This window comes from Pseudarthrobacter sp. S9, assembly GCF_050156545.1.
Classification (GTDB): Bacteria; Actinomycetota; Actinomycetes; order Actinomycetales; family Micrococcaceae; genus Arthrobacter.
In genome coordinates this window covers 1,930,166-1,948,994 of record NZ_CP189576.1, presented here as the reverse complement: position 1 = coordinate 1,948,994, position 18,829 = coordinate 1,930,166, and the positions used below count along the sequence as shown (strand labels likewise).

The following is an 18,829-nucleotide window of genomic DNA, read 5'->3' as shown; positions in this document are numbered from 1 at the left end:
CTTGTCACACAATGCTTGCCCGGACATGTGCCCGCTCCCAGGGTTCGGTTCATGAGCTTCCGTGGGGGATCGTCCCGTTCCAGGCTGGCAGGCCAACTAGGCGCGGCGGATGATCCGGCGGTGAGTGGCCACGGAGATCGCGGCGGTGCGGTTGTCCACGCCGAGCTTGCCATAGATGTGCACCAGGTGGGTCTTGACGGTCGCCTCGGAGATGAACAGTTGCTTCGCGATGGCCCGGTTGCCCAGTCCGGTGGCGAGCAGTTCCAGCAGCTGGATCTCCCTCGTGGACAGGACCGGCTCCGGATTCCGGATCCTGCCCATGAGCCGGGCGGCGACCTCGGGAGCCAGCGCCGTCTGGCCGGCGGCGGCGGAGAGCACCGCCTGGCGGATCTGCTCGGGCGGCGCGTCCTTGAGCATGTAGCCGCTGGCCCCGGCTTCCACGGCCGCGAGGATATCGGCGTCGGAGTCATAGGTGGTCAGGATGAGTACCGGAGGGGCCGGCTGCCCGGCCTCTCCCGCCTTGATCCTGCCGGTCGCCGTGACGCCGTCCATGCCCGCGCCCATCTGGAGATCCATGAGCACCACATCCACGGCCTCGCCCAGGGTATGGAGTTTCTTCAGCGCAGCCAGCGCGGCACCGCCGTCGGACGCTTCCGCGGCCACCGTGATTCCCTCGAAATCACCCAGCATGGCCCTCAACCCGGCCCGGACCACGGGGTGGTCATCCACCGGGAGCACCCGGATGTCCTTCATTGCCCGTCCTTGTCTGCAGTCGCGGCGGCCGTCCCGCCGACTTCGAGCGGCAGCCGGATGGCCACCACGGTTCCCTCACCCGGCGCGGATTCTATGTCCAGGTTGCCGGCCAGCGCGGCGACCCGTTCCCGCAGGGACTTCAGCCCGTAGCCGGAACCGTCCGGGCGGGCAGGAAGCCCGGCCGCCGCCTCGGGGTCAAAACCCGTGCCGTCGTCGTAGATGTCCATCGCCACCTCCGTCCCCAGAAAGGAGAGCGTAACGACGGCGGTGCTGGCCCTGGCATGGACCCAGATGTTCGCCAGGCTCGCCTGCGCGGCCCGGAGGAGGGTGGTCTCGTAAGGATTCGGGAGCTCCACCGGCGTACCCTCAACGTCCAGGCGGCAGCGCAGTCCGGCGCCGCGGGCGACGGCTTCGGTTTCGGTCTTTTCGCACAGCCGGCGCAGGCTGTTCACGATCGAGCTCTGCTCGAGTGCGGGGGACTGCAGCCCGCGGACAAAGTTGCGTGCCTCGGCCAGGTTGGCGGAGGCGGTGTCCTGCACGGTCCGGAGCCGGTCCCGCGCCCTGGCAGTGTCCCCGTCGTCGAGGGCCTTCTCAGCCGAGCGGCCCATCAGCACGATGCTGGAGAAGCCCTGGGCGAGGGTGTCATGGATTTCGCGGGCGAGGCGTGCGCGCTCTGCGAGGGTGCCGGCGTCGTGCTGGGTGCGGGCGAGTTCGGCGCGCGTGCGGCGGAGCTCCTCGGCCGCGAGCCGCTGGTTCTCCGCCTCCCGGTAGAGCGCCCGGTACGCCAGCCCGGTGACCACGGCGAAGGCTGCCCCGAACACCGGTCCCAGCACCATCGGCACCTGAAGGGCGGCGTCGGCAGACCCGCGGCCGTGGAACCACAGCGCCAGGATGACCAGCAGCGTGCTGAGGGCGATCGCCGGAATCGCCAGCTGCCGCGGCAGCACGTGCAACTGCAGGAAGAACAGCGGGAAGGCCAGCCACACGAAGTCGGCGCTGGTCCCGATCAGCAGCAGCCAGAGGAGGCTGACGAGGCCCAGCCACCACACGGAGAAAGGTTTCGGATCGAAGCGGGACGGGTCCGTGGAGTGGCGCTTCTCCAGCACCGTCCCCAGCAGGTAGACGGCGGCCAGCGCCAGTGCGAGAGCCAGCGGGAGGCCCAGCGTGAGCCGCTCCGGCCGCTCGAATCCGGCGCTGAGCAGCCGGACCAGCGCCACGAGAAGCAGCACGGCGAAGCCGACGTGGAGGCTCACCCGCAGGACCCGCAGGATCACGGCCGCCCCGCTGGACTCCCCGTCCGCACTCCCAGCTTTGCCGTCCATGGCTCCAGCGTAGTGCCGGGCAGGGGCGCTTCGGGGCGAAAACGAAGCACCCGCGCGGCGATCAACCTTTTGGTTGACCGGCGGATCCTCCACGCGGCTCCGGCTGTTCAACCGGCCGTCCGATGGCAGGACCGCGCCGCAGCGGGAGAGTTGGACAAGGCCACGAACCCCTGGAAAGGGACATCCATGTTTCTCGCTATCCGCGACATCCGCTTCGCCAAAGGACGCTTCGCCCTCATGGGCGGGGTCGTCGCCCTCATCACCCTCCTGCTCGTCATGCTCTCCGGACTCACCGCCGGACTCGGCAACCAGTCGACGTCGGCCATCGCCGCCCTCCCGGCAGATCAGATCGTCTTCGGCGCCCCCGCCGGAAGCGGCCCCAAGACATCCTTCACGGAATCCGAGGTCACCCGCGCGCAACAGGCCGGGTGGGCCGCACGCGACGGCGTCGCCCGGGCCGAGGCGTTGGGGATCAGCCAGAGCCGTTTCCAGGCGTTGGGCGCCGGGAGTGTCCCGGCCGGGACCGCCAACGTCGCGCTCTTCGGCACCGAGGCCGACTCTTCGCTGGCCCCCGTCCCGCTCACCGAGGGCACCGTCGCCGTCGGCGCCACCCTCGCGAAGGAACTGGACCTCAGCGTCGGCAGCCGTGCCACCGTGGGCGGAACCGAGCTGACCGTGTCCGCCGTGGTTCCGGACCAGTGGTACTCGCATACCGGCGTCGTCTGGACCGCGCTGGCCGACTGGCGGAAACTGGCGCACATCACAGGAAGCGAAGCCGTCGCAACGGTCATCGCCGTGACGTCCGACGCCGGGGCCAAGGTTGACGTCGACGCCGCCAATACGGCGGCCGGCACCGTCAGCGCAACCCGGGACGGCTCCTTCCAGGCCCTGGGCTCCTACAAGAGCGAAAACGGCTCGCTGCTGCTCATGCAGGCGTTCCTCTACGGGATCTCGGCGCTGGTGATCGTGGCCTTCCTGACGGTCTGGACAGTCCATCGCACCCGGGACATCGCCGTGCTGAAAGCGCTCGGCGGATCCTCGGGGTACGTCCTCAAGGACGCCATGGTGCAGGCCGCGATTGTGTTGCTTGCCGGCGCGGCGGGAGGCGGCGGAATAGGAGTGGTGGGCGGCTTCCTGGCTTCCCCGGCCGCACCCTTCCTGGTCACGCCGCTGACCACGCTGCTGCCCGTGGCCGGCGTCGTGCTCCTCGGCCTTGCCGGGGCTGCGCTGGCCGTCCGCAGCATCACGCGCGTCGATCCGCTCATCGCCCTCGGCGGCAACTGACCTCGCGGTCCTGATACAGCACCTGGACGCCTGCCCGGCCTCCGTAATATTCCTTGAAAGGCATGAATAGTGAAGACTGCACTCAACCTCGTCAACGTCACGCTCGAGTACCCGGACGGAGACGGCACCCTCAAGGCCCTGGACAATGTCAGCCTCAAGGTCCGGCCGGGCGAGTTCCTGTCCCTCGTGGGCCCCTCCGGTTCCGGCAAGTCCTCCCTGCTGGCCGTCGCCGCCACTCTCGTCAGGCCGTCGGCGGGTCTCGTGGTGATCGACGGACAGGACGCCGGCGGGCTGTCCGATGCCGCCCGCACGTCCCTGCGCCGGGACAGCATCGGCATCATCTTCCAGCAGCCCAACCTCCTGCCCTCGCTGACCGCCGTCGAGCAACTCGTGATCGGCGACCACGTTCGCGGCAAGCCGGCCAGGGCGGCCGTGGAGCGCGCGACCGCACTTCTGGAGCTCTTCGGTCTCGGCCCGGCCCTGGCGAAGCGGCCGCATCAGCTCTCCGGCGGACAGCGCCAACGCGTCAACATTGCCCGGGCACTCATGGGCAGCCCCGCTGTGCTGCTGGTGGACGAGCCCACCGCGGCCCTCGACCACGACCGCAGCGAAGCGATCGTTCGACTGCTGCGGCAGGTCACCGATGAGTTCAAGGTGGCGACCGTCATGGTCACCCACGACACGGAGTTTGTCCCGCTGACGGACGCGGTGGCGAGCATGCGCGACGGCCGACTCGCGGCAGTTCGGGCCCTGAGCCCGTCCCTGCCCTGACGCTGCCCGACAACGCCCGACAACCGACGTCGGGCCCCCGACGCCTGGAACCCCGCCGCCCCGGCGAAGGCCTGCCTAATACCCGAGGCCGGGAACAGGCAGACCGAATATGTCTTTGAGGGCATATCTTGCCGCGTGGAAGCCGGGCATCCCGGTGACGCCTGGGCCCGGCGGTGTCGAGGAGGAGCACAGGTAGATGCCGAGCAGCGGCGTTCGCCAGGGAACGGGGCTCAGTACCGGGCGCCGCAGCAGGCCCCGGAGGTCCATCAGGCCGGCACTGAAATCCCCGCCCACGTAGTTCTCGTTGTACACGGCCAGCCCGGCCGCCGTCGTCACCTTGAACCGGACCACGAGGTCCCGGAATCCCGGGGCAAAGCGCTCCAGCTGCGTCATGACCGCTTCGCTCATGTCCACGGTGGATCCGGCCGGAACATGGCAGTAGCTCCAGAGGATGTGCCTGCCGGCCGGAGCGCGACCGGCATCGAAGCGGGACGGCTGCGAGACCAGCACAAAGGGGCGGGCGGGATGCCGGCCCGCGGCCACGAGGCTTTCCGCCTCGGCCGTCTCAGCCCTCGTGCCGCCCACGTGGACGGTGCCGGCGTCGGCCAGCCCGGGCGCCGCCCAGGGCACCGGACCGGAGAGGATGAAGTCGACCTTGCAGGCTGCGTTCCCGAACCGGAAGGACTCCAGCGCGCGGCGATAGCGTGCCGGGAACCGTCCGTCCGCGAGCCGCAGAAGCCCCGGCGGCGCCACGTCCAGCAGGGTGGCGTCGACCGGAGGAAGTTCCGCCAGGGACCCGATCCGCACCCCCGTCTCCATTACGCCGCCGTGGGCCTCAATGTCCGCGACCATGGCCCGGGCAATCGCGGCGGATCCGCCCGCCGGAATCGGCCAGCCGCCCGCGTGTGCCAGCGCGCCCAGCATCAGGCCGGCCCCTGCGGCTGCCAGCGTCGGAAGCGGTGCGACGGTGTGCGCCGCGGCACCGCTGAGCAGGGCGGGGGCCAGTTCCTCCCGGAACCTCGCACCCCACAGCGGTGAGCCTTGTTCCAGCGTCCGCAGCCCGAACACGGCCGCCGCAACCGGCTCCCTCGGCACCCGCAGGAGCTGGTTCAGGGTCAGCTCCGTGATGCCCTCGACCCGGCGCACCAGGGGCGCCATGAGGCGGCGGTACGCGCCGCCGTCGCGCCCGAGCCCGGCAGCGGTCCGGTCAAGGGAACGGTAGGCCAGCCCGGCACGGCCGCCGTCGAGGGGAGAACCGTAGGAGACCTCAGGCACTTCCAGCCGGATTCGACGGGACAGGTCGAACTGCCGGAAGAAGGGCGAGGCGAGGGCCATCGGGTGCACCGCCGAGCAGACGTCGTGGAAGTGGCCGGGCTCCATCAGTTCGGAGGTGCGCAGGCCGCCGCCGGGCGTGGCGGCCGCCTCGTACACGTGCACCTTGAGCCCGGCCCGCGCCATCGTCACCGCTGCTGCCAGCCCGTTGGGACCGGAGCCGACGACGGCGACGTCAGGCATCGGCCGTGGCCCTCCAGGGCAGCAGGGAAGCCGACGGCCGCAGGGGATCCAGCCGCAGCCAGTCCGGGGCGCCGTCGAAGGGGCCGCCGTGCGGATCGTCCATGTCATGGCGGCGGATGACGTCATAAGCGGGGTCCCAGATGTCCCAGACCACCCGCGCCATCAGGTACGCCGTGGCGAGCATGTGGAAGACCACCGCCAGAACGTAGTACGGCATGTCGATGTTGTGCTGGGCGACGCCGCCGCTTGTCACCTGTCCCAGGTACATCCAGACGGCGGCCCAGTGCAGCCCCTCGAAGGCCTGCCAGATCAGGAAGTCCCGCCAGCGGGGCCGGGCGAGGGCGATCAGCGGAATCAGCCACAGGACGAACTGGGGTGAGTACACCTTGTTGGTGAGGATGAACGCCGCGACGATCAGGAACGCCAACTGGGCGAGCCTGGGCCGCCGGGGCGCCGTGAGGGCCAGCACACCGATCAGGACGCAGGCTAGGACGAAGAGGTTCAGGGCCAGGGTGTTGATGGCGTCGGCGTGCAGGGGGACCCAGCCGATCCGGCCGGCCACGAGGTTGTAGGCGAACCATGCGGAGCTGTAGCCCGCGGGCCGTTCCTCCGTGAACTGGTAGAAGTACTTCCAGCCGTCCGGGTTCAGGGCGGCCACCGGCATGTTGACCGCCAACCAGGCGGCGACGGCGGCACCTGCGGTGACGAGGAGCGCCCGGATGCGTCCGGTCCGCAGGGCCAGCAGCAGGATGGCGCCCAGGATCAGTAGCGGGTAGAGCTTCGTTGCCGTGCCCAGGCCGATGAAGATCCCGGCGAGCACGAGCTTGTTGCGGGAAAAGAAGTACATGCCGACTGCCAGCAGGCCGACGGCCCACATGTCCCAGTTGATGACGCCGGCCAGGACAATGCCGGGGGCGAGGGCCACCATCGCCGCGTCCCAGGGCCGCCGCCGGGTCATCCGTGCCGTGGCCAGGACCGTGACGATCCAGACTGCCGCGATCAGGGTGGCATTGACGTCGAAGTAGGCCAGGACGCGGGAACCGCCGGTGCCGGCGCCGGGGACCAGCAGGGCGGTGGCGCCGGCGATGAACCCCATCAGCACGGGGTATTCGAAGAAGCTTCCGTGGGTGACGAAAGGGAAGGCGCCGTCGCCGAGTCCGCGGTTCCGGAACAGCTCCGGGAAGTCCGAGTAGCACGTGGCATAGAACTGGCCGGGCGATTCCCAGCCGTTGATGCGGCAATAGTTCTTGACCATGATCCCGGTCAGGGCGGCCAGCACCGTGAGCAGGACGAGCACCCGTTCCACCGTGAAGAATCCTGGTGAGACGATCCCGGGCGCCGAACGGTGGCCCATCGGGCCGCCGATCAGTTCCGTGAAGTTCCGTAGCAACTGGTCGCTGCGGCTCGGGATGACCAGTCGGGCCCGTTTGCGGTGCTCCGGCGGCTTTGTCTCCTGCATGACCTTGAGCTTACCGGGGCCGCTGCCGTCCCTCGTGCTCCGGCCGGTGCTCTGCGGGTCCCCTGGCGCGCGTCGGGTCAGTCGACTCGCCAGGAAGTCTTAAACGGGGGAGCCCACGCGTGGCCGCGTGGGCTCCCTGGGTGTCGGTTCGGATGTCAGCCATTGGTTCCTCCTTCGATGAGCACAGTCCTCCTGAAGCACCGTTCCGGTTCGGGATGGAACGGCCGCGGAAGTCATGTGCACTCAGCGGATCAGGCCGATCTGGCGCATGGCTACGAACACCTCGTCACGCTTCTGGTCGAGCAGCTGTCCGTTGAACCGGGACTCCTCTTTGCGTGCCGGCTTCCTGGTGAAGGTCAGGCCGGCAAAGATCAGGCTGGCGAAGGTCAGGCCGTCGTGGAGCTTTTTCATCATTGTTGTCACCTCCCGTCGGTGGCTTGGTCTGTGCGACAGCGGGGATACTGGGGCTGTACTGGGGCGGGCCGGGGTGCTGCTTTCGATAGTCACGGTGGTCCTTTCTGGCGATGATGCGTCGAGGTGGAAATTAATTGGGCATGGCAAATAAGGCCATATGCATTCAGGAAAGAATGTCGGCCGGGGGCGGGAACTTTTTGGGCACGACAATTAGGCGCGATAATTAGGCGGTGAATGCCCGGTGCTGAGAGTTATTCGCCGCGGCGGGGAGTGGCCCCTGGACGCGATAGCGCCGCTAACCCCAACAAGAAGCTGGGTTCCGAACTATGGGGATGTTGCGCAACCGCGAGGTTCCGCCTGTTCAGGCTGATATCAGAGGACTTCCCTGAAGGAAGGTCCCAGCCTCACTATCGCTACGGTTCCAGGTGGTGAGACCTGGAAGGGGAGCGGGGGATCAGGAGACGGTCAGTCCGAAATTCGGGCGCGGTTCAGCGACAGAGGCCGGGGTTGCGGTGATGGCGTACTTCCATCCGCTAGTCAAAGTAATCATTTTCCCAACCTCCTTTTCTGTTCTGCCGTGGCTCCGGCTGACTGGCCGGGCGACGCGCGCCGTGACCCCGGCAAGTCGCTCTGGGGTCAGAAATAAAAGTACACCACGAATGCAGCACTTGACTACCGAATTCATAAAGTTTTTTGAAGTTCCTTTATAAACAGTATTTATAGGCCCCAGCGGACGATGGCCGGCGTCTTTTTATCCCACCCCAACGTGCACACTTTGGCGGTACCCAGCACAAAGTGTCGGCCCTCGTGGGGGTCTAGTCCAAGCCACCGGGCGGTCAGGATCCGGGAGAAATGCCCGTGGGCGACGATGAGAACGTTGTCCAGGCCGGATTCCAGCACGCGGGCCACAATCTTGTCCGCACGGGCGGCGACGTCGTCGAGCGATTCGCCGTTGGGCACACCGTGGGTCCAGATCAGGTAGTCCGGGTTGTCCTTGCGGATGAGGTCCGAGCTGATGCCCTCGTAGTCGCCGTAGTCCCATTCCACCGCCAGGGGCTCCTGCTGGGCGTCGGGGAAGCCCGCCAGTTCCGCCGTCCGGCGGGCCCGGCGCAGGGGGGAGGTCAGCACGAGGTCGAAGTCGACGGCGTCGAGCACCTTGCGTGCCTCGACGGCCTGCTGCTCGCCCTCCACGGTGAGCGGCAGGTCGGTGAGTCCGGTGTACTGCCCGCTTTTGGACCATTCGGTTTCGCCGTGCCGCAGGATCCACAGCTGCGGCCGGGGGCTGTTGGAAGGTGCAATCACTTAGGACTCCTCGGTTGTGGGATGTTCGACGCCGGCAGCCGCGGCTGCGCCGTCTGAAGTGCTCAAGTCTGAGGTGCCTTCTGCCGGGGCGGCTTCAGGCTGCCCCGCCCACCACCCGCGCAGCCTGGACTCGGCGACCGCAGGATCGAGCGGGCCGTGCTCCATCCGTTCCTCCAGGAGGAACTTGTAGGCGCGGCCCACGACAGGGCCCGGCTTGAGCCCCAGCAGGGCCATGATCTGCCCGCCGTCCAGGTCCGGTCGGACAGCCTCGAGGGATTCCTGCTCGCGCAGCGCCGCAATCCGGGCTTCCAGGTCGTCATAGGCGAACGAGAGACGCTCCGCCTTGCGCTGGTTCCGGGTGGTGACGTCCGAGCGGGTGAGCCGGTGCAGCCTCTCCATGAGGGGTCCGGCGTCAGTGACGTAGCGGCGGACGGCGGAATCGCTCCACCCGGCCTCGCCGTAGCCGTAGAACCGCATGTGCAGCTCCACGAGCCTGGCTACCGCCTTGATGGTGTCGTTGTCGAAGCGGAGGGTCTTCATCCGCTTGGCGCTCAGCTTGGAGCCCACCATGTCGTGGTGGCGGAAGCTCACCGCGCCGCCGGGTTCGAAGCGGCGTGTGGCCGGCTTGCCGACGTCGTGCATCAGGGCCGCAAACCGCAACACAAAGTCGGGGCCGGGAACGGCGCCGTCCGCCTCCGTTTCCAGGGCGGCGGCCTGCTCGAGGACCTGGAGCGAATGCTGGTAGACGTCCTTGTGGCGGTGGTGCTCATCGGACTCGAGGCGCAGGGCGGAGACTTCGGGGAGGACAAACTCCGCGAGGCCCGTATCGACCAGGAGGTCCACGCCGGCCCGCGGATGGGACGCGCAGATGAGCTTGACCAGTTCATCGCGTACACGTTCGGCCGAGATGATCGTGATCCGTTCAGCCATCCGGGTCATGGCCTCGCGGACCTCCTCGTGCAGCGTCACACCCAGCTGGGCCGCGAAACGGGCGGCGCGCATCATCCGCAATGGATCGTCCGAGAAGGAGGTTTCCGGCGGTCCCGGAGTGGCAAGGACGGAGGCGCGCAGGTCGCGGACGCCGCCGAACGGATCCACCAGCTCCAGCATCGGCAGGCGAAGGGCCATGGCGTTGATCGTGAAGTCCCGGCGCAGGAGGTCATCGGTCAGGGAATTCCCAAAGGCCACCACCGGTTTGCGGGACTCGGGATCGTAGGCGTCGGCCCGGTAGGTGGTGATCTCGATCTGGAACCCGCCCTTGCGCATCCCGATGGTGCCGAAGGCGCGCCCGATCTCCCAGTAGTTGTCCGCCCACTTCTTGATCAGCGCAACCGTCTGGTCCGGGGTCGCGTCAGTGGTGAAGTCCAGATCGGGGGAAACACGGCCGAGGAAGAGGTCACGGACGGGGCCGCCCACCAGGGACAGCTCGTGGCCGGCGTCGACGAACCGCTGCCCAAGCTCCAGAACCACCGGGTCCACCTGGAAATCAACGGTGTGGGAGTCGATCTTGTGATGTGCGTGCGCCATAGTTTCTTAAGCATAGTTTCTAAAGCCCGTCAGAAAACCTCGCCAGCACACCGAAACCGTCGCAGAATCCCGGGGTTGGTCACGGACACAGCGCCAACTAGCCAGGAAACCGCGGCAATCCACTTTCCCGGCCGTCCACTTTCCCGCCATGTTGAGGTCATCAACAGCGGGCAAGAGTCGTTAGAGTGGACTTCATGGCCCATCCCGTACCGAGCGCTCCCGGCAGGAGGACAAACGCACCGTTGCCGTCGGCAATCGGTGCCAATGTCGCGCCTGTCCAGCACACGGGACAGGCCTCACTCCCCACGGTGGAGGAAATCTCCGCCGGCGGCGTCGTGGTGGACACGTCCGACGCCGAACTGCGGGTTGCGATCATCGCCCGCCTCAACCGCGGGGGACGCCTGGAATGGTGCCTGCCGAAGGGCCATCCGGAGGGCAAGGAAAGCAACGAGGAAGCCGCCGTGCGTGAGATCGCGGAGGAAACCGGCATCGAAGGCAAGATCCTGGCACCGCTGGGAAGCATCGACTACTGGTTCACTGTCAGCGGGCACCGCGTCCACAAGACCGTTCACCACTACCTGCTGCAGGCCACGGGCGGGGAACTCACCATTGAGAACGATCCCGACAAAGAGGCCGTGGACGTCGCGTGGGTCCCCATCCAGGAGCTCGCCCGCAGGCTCTCCTTCCCGAACGAGCGCCGCATCGCGGATCTCGCCAAGGAAGTCCTCCCGGAAGACCGCTGAGAGGAATTCCGGGGGCACGGAAGCCGCCGTCCTCGGCCGGGGATGACGCGCAAAGCCATGCCCGGGTGAGACGATGAAGACGATGTCATCCGCCAAACCCACCCCGTCACGCTCCGGCCCGGCCGATTCCAAAGCCGCCCACCCCGGTGAAGCCCGTTCCAGCGCCATCATGGCCGCGGGAACCCTGGTTTCACGTTTCCTGGGCTTCGGCAAGACCTGGATGCTGGGAGCCGCACTTGGCCTTGGCTCCACCGTCAACGACACCTTCATCAACGCCAACAACCTGCCGAACCTGATCTTCCTGCTCGTGGCAGGCGGTGTCTTCAACGCCGTTCTGGTCCCCCAGATCATCAAGGCCAGCAAGGCGCCTGACAGGGGAGCGGACTACATCAGCAGGCTGCTGACGCTGGCGATCGTGGTGCTGCTGACGCTGACCTTGCTGGTGACCCTGCTGGCACCGTCGGTCATTGAACTGACCACGCAGGGGTACTCCCCCCCGCAGAAGTCCCTTGCGGTGTCCTTCGCGTTCTGGTGCCTTCCGCAGATCTTCTTCTACGGCTTGTACGCCCTGCTGACGCAGGTCCTCAACGCCAATGGCGCCTTCGGTCCGGCCATGTGGGCGCCGATCATGAACAATATCGTCGCGATCGCCGGGCTCGGCATGTTCATCGGGATCATGGGCGCCAACGTCGCCAACCCGCACACGCTCGATAACTGGGGATCCTTCCAGACTTTCCTGGTGGCCGGGTTCTCCACCATCGGCGTGATTGCCCAGACTGCCATCCTGCTGATCCCGGTGTTCCGGCTCCGGCTGGGCCTCCGGCCACGCTTCGGCTGGCGCGGCGTGGGACTGGGCCAGGCGGCGAGGCTGAGCGTCTGGACGCTGGCCACCGCCGCCGTCGGGCAGCTCGCGTTCCTGTACGTCATGCGCATCGCCACAATCCCCGGCGCCGAACGGCTGCGACTGGAACACGCCGGCGACCCCGCCGCGGCCACCCTGCCGGGCAACGCCGTACTGGAAGTGGCCAGCCAGCTGTATCTGCTGCCGCACTCCATCATTGCGCTCTCGCTGGCCACCGTGCTGTTCAACCGGATGACCCGGGCCTCGCAGGATGGAAACCGGGCCGAACTGCGGAACGCCCTCTCGCACGGACTGAGGACCATGGCCGTGGCCACGGTCTTCGGGGCGCTGGCCCTTTTTGCCCTGGCCGGACCACTGGGCATGTTCTTCTCGGGCGGGCGGGTCCAGGACGGCGTCATGCTGGCCCAGACACTGACCATCCTGGCCCTCAGCACGCCGTTCATGAGCGCAAACTTCATGATGTCCCGGGTGTTCTACGCCAACGAGGACGCTCGCACACCGTTCTACATCCAGCTGGTCCTGGCCCTGGTCAACGTGCTGTCTGCCTTCTGCATCCAGTTCCTGCCCTTCGACCAGATCATCTTCGCCATCGCCATCCTCTACACCGGCGGCAACATCCTCTCGGTGGTGGTCAGCGCGTTCTTCCTCCGCCGGCTCCTCGGCCACCTGGACGGCCCCCGGATCGCCAACTCCTACATCCGGATGGGCTACGCGGCCCTGGGATCCGCCATCGCCGGGGCCCTGGCCTTGTGGCTGCTGGGCAGCTACAACCCGGACGGGTTCTCCTGGAGCAGCCGGCCCGCCGCGCTGGTGACGCTCGTCGTCGTCGGTCCCATCATGCTGGCCGTCTACCTGTTCCTGCTCAAGGTTTTCCATGTCACGGAACTCCGGGATCTGCTGCAGCCGCTGCTGGGCCGGCTCCGGCGTGGCCCGGCAGCCGGGCCGGCGGCAGCGCCGGCTGCAGCGCTACGCACGCGGCCGGAACGGGCCACCGTCTCCGTGGACACCGGACTGATTCCGCGAATCTCCGGTGAATTCGACGCAGCATCCTTCCGTGCCGGTCCCGAGGTCCGGGAAGAGGACGAGACCTCCTACGGGCGACCTGCAGGGCCGGAAGGCGGCTATCTGCCGGCGGAAGACCTTCCCAGCACCGCGCAAGGGGGCCTGGGCCGGGGTGACATTCCACTGCCGGGACGCAGGACCTATCAGGGACCGGCGGGACACAATCCCTATTTCCCGTTCGGCCGCAAGAAGAAAAAATGACGATGGGCCGGTTTCGAACAGCCGCGCTCACGCGGCGCGGACAGTGCATCGGCTAGGATCGAAGACTAACAAGGGGAGTTGCAGACCAGCGGTCAACCGGCTTACCGGGGGACAGACGGTCACTCACGGAGTGATCAGGGTCGGTAATTCCCGGACAGTCTAGGAGGAGCCCGTGTCCCACCCGATCGATGTCGGATCAGTACTCGGTGGCCGTTACAAGGTCACTGCCACGGTACTGGCCTCGCATGACCAGGATCTGGTGCTCGATGGTGTGGACCAGGTACTGAACCGTCCCGTGAGCATCCTTGTCGCCGGCCCGGGAAACGCCGATCAGGTCGCACAAAGTGCGCGCGAAGTGGCCACGGGCGAGCGGCCCGGCAGCGTGCAGATCCTTGATCTCGGCGTCAGTGACTCCACCACCTACCTGATCACCAACCACACTTCGGCGGCTGATCTGCTGGACCTGGTGGTGTCCTCCAACCCTCCCTATGTCGAGCCGTTCTTCACCGATACTCTGGGCAGCGAGATCTTCGGGCAGGCCCGCTCCAACGAGCCCGAAACCTACGACGGACTCTACGACGACGAGGAAGTCGACGCCGGGTACATCAACTACGGGCAGGACCAGCCGGCTGCGGGCCAGCAGCAGGTTTCCCCGCCGGTTCCGCCCGCCGGCGTCCCGTCGCGGCCGACGTCGTCGCCCTCCGCCGGTGCCGGCCGCGCTGCTGCGGCGACCGGCGCAGCAGGACTCGCTGCTGGTGCCGCTGCAGCGTCGTCCCCCCGGACCGCACCTCAGGATGCCGCGCCGCATGCGACGGCGCCCCAGCCGGTCCAGAACAGCGCTGCGCACCGTCCCGCCGAGCCGGCGGCTCCGGCAGCAACCGAAGCGCCTAAGGTGTCCCTGTGGTCCGACGACGACTACGACTACGCCGGCGCCGAGCAGCACGGGAACGGGGTCCGGCAGGGCCGCGCAGCTGCGTCTGCCGCAGCAGCGGGCGCCGGCCTCGACACCGTGGACCGCGCACCCGGCAACTTCCCCGCCTCCGCCCGCAATGGCGCGGCGGATGAGGAGTACTACGACGAGGACGAAGAGCCCCGGCGGGAGCCGCGGTCCATGCGCTGGCTCGTGGGCGGCCTCCTGGCCGCCGTCCTGGTTGTTGGCCTCATCTTTGCCGTCACCAACCTGGGCAGCCTCTTCAAGAGCAGCCCCCAGCCCCACGTCGCCGGAACTTCCTCGTCCAGCGAGCCAGGGCAGTCATCCGCGAAGCCATCACCGAGCGCCAGCAATGCGCCGGCGTCCGGGGCGCCCGCGATCGAAGGCGTGACCCGCTTGGGCAACTTCGATTTCGCCGGCACATACGACGGCGACCTGGTCAAGACCTTTGACGGAAACGGTGCCAGCTACTGGTCGGACATGGAGTTCGCCACGGACAACTGGGGCGGCCTCGCATCTGAGGTACCGCTCGTCATCAAGCTGAAGAGCCCCTACAAGGTCTCATCCGTCACGCTGAGCCAGCTCGGAGCCTCCGGCGGAAGCATTAGCGTCTTCACCAACGACCGCCCGTCCATGGACGGGGCAAAGCAGGTCGGCAGCAACAGCTTCACTTCTCCGGATCTGACCATGCCGCTGCCGGAACCGGTCACCGCGCAGTATGTGATCGTGTCCATCAAGACGCTTCCAAAGCTTGCCGCACCCAAGACCCGCTACGGTTTCGGCCTCCGGCTGGCCGAGATCAAGGTACAGTAGCGCGGCCGTAACCAAGACACGGTTCGCACCGGTCTGCGCCGACAAGCCGGTACCCTGAATGGTGGTGTCTTCTTGTGATGCCCAGTTCGACCGGAATATTCAGCCCCCAGTATTAGTTGTGCCATGTGGCCGGCCACGCAGGCGGGCGCATCGACAAAGGAAGAGGTTCACCGTTCAGTGAGCAACGCAGAAAACACCGCGTCCGAAGTACGTGATGTCATCATCGTCGGCTCCGGCCCGGCGGGCTACACCGCCGCGGTGTACACGGCGCGCGCCAACCTGAAGCCGCTGCTCCTGGCAGGATCGGTTACCGCCGGCGGCGAACTGATGAACACGACGGATGTCGAGAATTACCCGGGCTTTCCCGACGGCATCATGGGACCGGACCTGATGGAGAACTTCGAGAAGCAGGCTGCCCGCTTCGGTACTGAAATCCAGTTTGAGGATGTCACCGAACTGGACCTCGACGGCGACATCAAGACCGTGACCATCGGGACAGGGGAGACCTTCCAGGCCCGCTCCATCATTCTTTCCACCGGATCGGCCTACCGGGAGCTTGGCCTGCCGAATGAAAAGCGGCTCTCGGGCCACGGCGTGAGCTGGTGTGCAACCTGCGACGGTTTCTTCTTCAAGGACCAGGACATTGCCGTGATCGGCGGCGGTGACTCCGCCATGGAAGAGGCGCTGTTCCTCACCAAGTTTGCCAAGTCCGTCACCGTGGTACACCGCCGCGACACCCTCAGGGCCTCCAAGATCATGGCGGACCGGGCGCTGGCCCACGAGAAGATCAGCTTCGTGTGGAACACCGGGGTAGAGGACGTCATCGGCCAGGACAAGGTCACCGGCCTCCGGCTGAAGAACCTGGTGGACGGCTCGGAGTCGGAACTCGCCGTGACCGGCGTCTTCGTGGCGATCGGCAACGACCCCCGCACCGACCTCGTCAAGGACAAGCTGGACCTGACCGCGGAGGGAACCATCGCCGTCGAGGGCCGCACGTCGAAGACCAGCCTCAAGGGCGTCTTCGCCGCGGGCGACGTCATTGACCCGAGCTACCGTCAGGCGGTCACGGCTGCGGGCTCCGGCTGTGTGGCCGCTCTCGACGTCGAGCACTACCTCGCCGACTTCCATGCCTAAACGGCGCGCAGCAACCAACTGAAGAGAGACAAGGTTATGAGCAACGCAAAAGACGTAACAGACGCCAGCTTCAGCACCGATGTGCTGGCATCGGAGAAGCCGGTCATTGTGGACTTCTGGGCCGAATGGTGCGGCCCGTGCCGCAAGCTCGGTCCGATCCTCGACGAGATCTCCGTCGAGTACGGCGAGAAGGTTGACGTCGTCAAGGTCAATGTGGACGACAACCCGGCGATTGCCGCCGAGTACGGCATCACCTCCATCCCGGCCGTCTACCTGTTCCAGGACGGCCAGGTGAAGAGCACCGTGATCGGTGCCAGGCCCAAGCAGTTCTTCGAAAAGGAATTCGCGGACGTTCTGTCCTAGTTCCAACAGATCCAATGCATAGTTCACGGCTTGGCTGACAGTGACCCCCGCTTCTTGGAAGCGGGGGTCACTTTTTGTCGCTCCTGGGGGCGGGGCTCGAGGGGCCTACACCGGGATGCCCATCCGCGACGCATTTGCTGCAAATGGATGACTGACAGTCCCTGACGGTTGTTTATAGGCTCTGAATTGCAGACGGAGTCTTGGTTCGTGCGCTGGCGTTGTCGTCTATCCGGGGAGGGTGTAGTCGACTCGGAGTCGACTCAGCCGTCGGCCGATGGTGGGCCATAACGGGCGGTGGCGGCCATCCGGCGGGTCCGCCGTGTTTCACGTGAAACACTGGCTGCCTCTGCATATGCGGCCGGATGGGTCACGTTGCGGTTCCATCCGTTGCTCTAGTCCGAACTGTGGTGTTTCACGTGAAACATCTGAACCGCAGTTCGGCGGAGTCCTTTTCGGGGGCATCGAGTCACTCTCCTGGGCGGGCACTCAGTGGGTATGCTGACACGGCACGGGATGACGGCCTGGGCCAGCCCCAGGTACGGGAGACCGCGGCCTTCTGCAGGCACTGGCGACGAAGGACTGCACAGTCCGGGATGGTGCAGCACCCTATTCGTTGTGTACAGGCTCCAGGGTCTGAACGCGTGACTTCCGAGGCCGCACACAGTGCAGCAGTCCGAGGTGTGCCGTCCAGGGTCCATCAGCCGTGCTAACGCGGACGGTCAACTGCGAATTGCATCGGCGGCTTCAAGGCCCAGAACACCCACTGGTAGAGCGGATCAGGCGGGTGCATTACGTCAGGGTGCTCTTCTGGGAACAGTGGCTCGGCGGCCGCAACGTTTCACGTGAAACACCAGATGCGAACAGGTCCTGTGTTGTCCTTCAACACGGATCCGTTCGCAACGGTCAAGTGCCGGAGACCGCACTTGCAGTCGCCACCGGAGAGGGACATGCCAAGCGCACCACGCACGCATTACCGCGTCCAGCGCCACAGTCTGAGCAGCTGGTTTCACGTGAAACGAACCGTCCGCAGACGGTGTGTTTCACGTGAAACACGAGGTGCTGTAGGTTCGGGACTCAGGCGGGGCTTCCGCTGGCGCCAGCGGATCGAAGCGCAATTCATTCGTCCAATGAAACTAATCGATACTTCACTATTAGATACATGTTTGGGCGGTCCTTACGGTCCGCAGGTCGGGGCTGATACTAGCTCGCGACCGCCATAACAACCAGTTCGGCCTGCATCATGCTGAGCCGCTGCGCCTGTCAGGAGCCGCTCCAGAAGGACCCCCGGCCTACATCTCGGGGCCCCTGCTCCGCTAAAGCCGGAAGGCCGCGCCACCGACGGCAATGCACCCCGGGCCTACCCCGCCCCATGTCTGCACCCCTAAGGCCAAGGCAGAAGAGGCCGTTTCACGTGAAACATCCGCCAAGACCGGTCGTCCACCTTACCGGGGGAGCGTGGGCCGGGTGTACTTCTCCGCATCCTGGACACGGCACCGCGTGCACTGTCTCGACACGAGGCAAGATGCCGACAACTGCGGCATGACTCCTATCCCGCGCGCCTGACGGGTGGCGCCTCTGACCCCAGCGTCTCTGACCTCGGACAACCGCGTGAATACATGGACCGCCCAACACCCGCGCTGGACGCTTCAACGCGTTCGGGAAGCACCGCTACTGCTGACTATGCGTCACACCGTGAAAGAACTGACCCGCGGCGGGCATCCAGTCATGACTTCAGTGGCGGGCTTGGCGATTTGATGGCCGTCCACAACAGCCGTCTCGACACGGGGAGTCTAATGGCATCAATCAGCAGCGGCGGGGGGCTGCGGCCGAGGCACCCCAGTCGTAGCCGGCACTGGCACTCGGCCGGCGCTCAGATGCACAAAGGACCCTTGTCGCCGCTCCTTCGACCCAGTCAAACCCTGGTGCAATTGGTCACCACCCCACATCAGCTGTCCCGAGACGTCGGCGTCAACGGCCCATCATTGACACCTCAGTGTCCAGAACCCAGAACCCAGATACGACGCAAGGAAACGGCCGCGAAGCGCCGGGAAGCGTATGGGGCTCCGAGAACTGCTTGCTGTCTTCGAACGCCGCACACCGTGCACAACTGTCCATCCCGGCTGTTCGGCCTGCGTCGAAGACATCAATCAGGGGAAGACGCGCGGGGAAGCGAGGATCCCAGTACATTCCTCCGCCCCGACACAGAGAGCCAGCCCTGCCGGTTCGAGTCAGCCAGGTAGAGCCCTTATGGAATAGTCCTCCGCACACCCGACGAAGCTAGTGGCCTGGACGCTAGGCCTGACGATGCGAACACCGCTTGTCCTGTTTCAAGGACACTCAAACCGACCACCGGCCGCTCCCTGACAGACTGGC

Annotated in this window: 14 protein-coding genes; 7 read left to right on the top strand and 7 right to left on the bottom strand. The window is 66.5% G+C overall.

Annotated features, from left to right (window positions below; all coding sequences use genetic code 11):
- Positions 1 to 96: 96 nt before the first annotated feature.
- A complete protein-coding gene (locus ACQCSY_RS09210) occupies positions 97 to 753 on the bottom strand; it encodes a response regulator (protein WP_427135058.1) in 657 nt (218 codons plus the stop codon).
- Positions 750 to 2,075: a sensor histidine kinase gene (locus tag ACQCSY_RS09205; RefSeq protein ID WP_427135056.1), complete on the bottom strand. Its 1,326-nt coding sequence runs from the start codon at positions 2,073 to 2,075 to the stop codon at positions 750 to 752. The genes ACQCSY_RS09210 and ACQCSY_RS09205 overlap by 4 nt, the downstream gene beginning before the upstream one ends.
- Before the next feature lie 186 nt (positions 2,076 to 2,261).
- On the opposite strand from ACQCSY_RS09205, the gene ACQCSY_RS09200 reads away from it, so the two are divergent.
- Positions 2,262 to 3,359 (top strand): FtsX-like permease family protein, encoded by a 1,098-nt coding sequence (locus ACQCSY_RS09200; protein WP_427135054.1) that lies wholly within the window; start codon positions 2,262 to 2,264, stop codon positions 3,357 to 3,359.
- Between the two features lie 69 nt (positions 3,360 to 3,428).
- Complete coding sequence (locus ACQCSY_RS09195) at positions 3,429 to 4,130, top strand: ABC transporter ATP-binding protein (protein WP_427135052.1); 702 nt, start codon at positions 3,429 to 3,431, stop codon at positions 4,128 to 4,130.
- A gap of 75 nt (positions 4,131 to 4,205) precedes the next feature.
- Here ACQCSY_RS09195 and ACQCSY_RS09190 read toward each other — a convergent pair whose 3' ends face one another.
- From ACQCSY_RS09190 to ACQCSY_RS09170, 5 genes are all read right to left on the bottom strand, one after another.
- Entirely contained in the window at positions 4,206 to 5,645 is a 1,440-nt protein-coding gene (locus ACQCSY_RS09190; RefSeq protein WP_427135050.1) for a phytoene desaturase family protein, read from the bottom strand.
- On the bottom strand, positions 5,638 to 7,104 hold the full coding sequence (locus ACQCSY_RS09185) for a glycosyltransferase family 87 protein (protein WP_427135049.1): 1,467 nt from the start codon (positions 7,102 to 7,104) through the stop codon (positions 5,638 to 5,640). Before ACQCSY_RS09185 ends, ACQCSY_RS09190 begins: the two co-directional genes overlap by 8 nt.
- A 243-nt stretch (positions 7,105 to 7,347) precedes the next feature.
- Positions 7,348 to 7,518, bottom strand: coding sequence for a hypothetical protein (locus ACQCSY_RS09180; protein WP_427135047.1), 171 nt, complete (start codon positions 7,516 to 7,518; stop codon positions 7,348 to 7,350).
- Between the two features lie 717 nt (positions 7,519 to 8,235).
- Positions 8,236 to 8,820, bottom strand: a complete 585-nt coding sequence (locus ACQCSY_RS09175) for a histidine phosphatase family protein (RefSeq protein WP_427135045.1) — start codon at positions 8,818 to 8,820, stop codon at positions 8,236 to 8,238.
- Entirely contained in the window at positions 8,821 to 10,347 is a 1,527-nt protein-coding gene (locus tag ACQCSY_RS09170; RefSeq protein ID WP_427135043.1) for a CCA tRNA nucleotidyltransferase, read from the bottom strand.
- A gap of 194 nt (positions 10,348 to 10,541) precedes the next feature.
- Here ACQCSY_RS09170 and ACQCSY_RS09165 point away from each other — a divergent pair, with 194 nt between their 5' ends.
- The 5 genes from ACQCSY_RS09165 (at position 10,542) to trxA (ending at position 16,456) form a co-directional block, all read left to right on the top strand.
- Positions 10,542 to 11,090, top strand: coding sequence for an NUDIX hydrolase (locus ACQCSY_RS09165; RefSeq protein WP_427135042.1), 549 nt, complete (start codon positions 10,542 to 10,544; stop codon positions 11,088 to 11,090).
- A gap of 82 nt (positions 11,091 to 11,172) precedes the next feature.
- Positions 11,173 to 13,215: a murein biosynthesis integral membrane protein MurJ gene (gene murJ / locus ACQCSY_RS09160; RefSeq protein WP_427135040.1), complete on the top strand. Its 2,043-nt coding sequence runs from the start codon at positions 11,173 to 11,175 to the stop codon at positions 13,213 to 13,215.
- Between the two features lie 172 nt (positions 13,216 to 13,387).
- Positions 13,388 to 14,959 carry an ABC transporter substrate-binding protein gene (locus ACQCSY_RS09155; protein ID WP_427135038.1) on the top strand — a complete coding sequence of 524 codons (1,572 nt, stop codon included), beginning with the start codon at positions 13,388 to 13,390 and terminating at the stop codon, positions 14,957 to 14,959.
- 177 nt (positions 14,960 to 15,136) lie between these two features.
- Positions 15,137 to 16,093, top strand: a complete 957-nt coding sequence (trxB, locus tag ACQCSY_RS09150; RefSeq protein ID WP_427135036.1) for a thioredoxin-disulfide reductase — start codon at positions 15,137 to 15,139, stop codon at positions 16,091 to 16,093.
- Between the two features lie 36 nt (positions 16,094 to 16,129).
- On the top strand, positions 16,130 to 16,456 hold the full coding sequence (gene trxA, locus ACQCSY_RS09145) for a thioredoxin (protein ID WP_427135034.1): 327 nt from the start codon (positions 16,130 to 16,132) through the stop codon (positions 16,454 to 16,456).
- Positions 16,457 to 18,829: the final 2,373 nt, after the last annotated feature.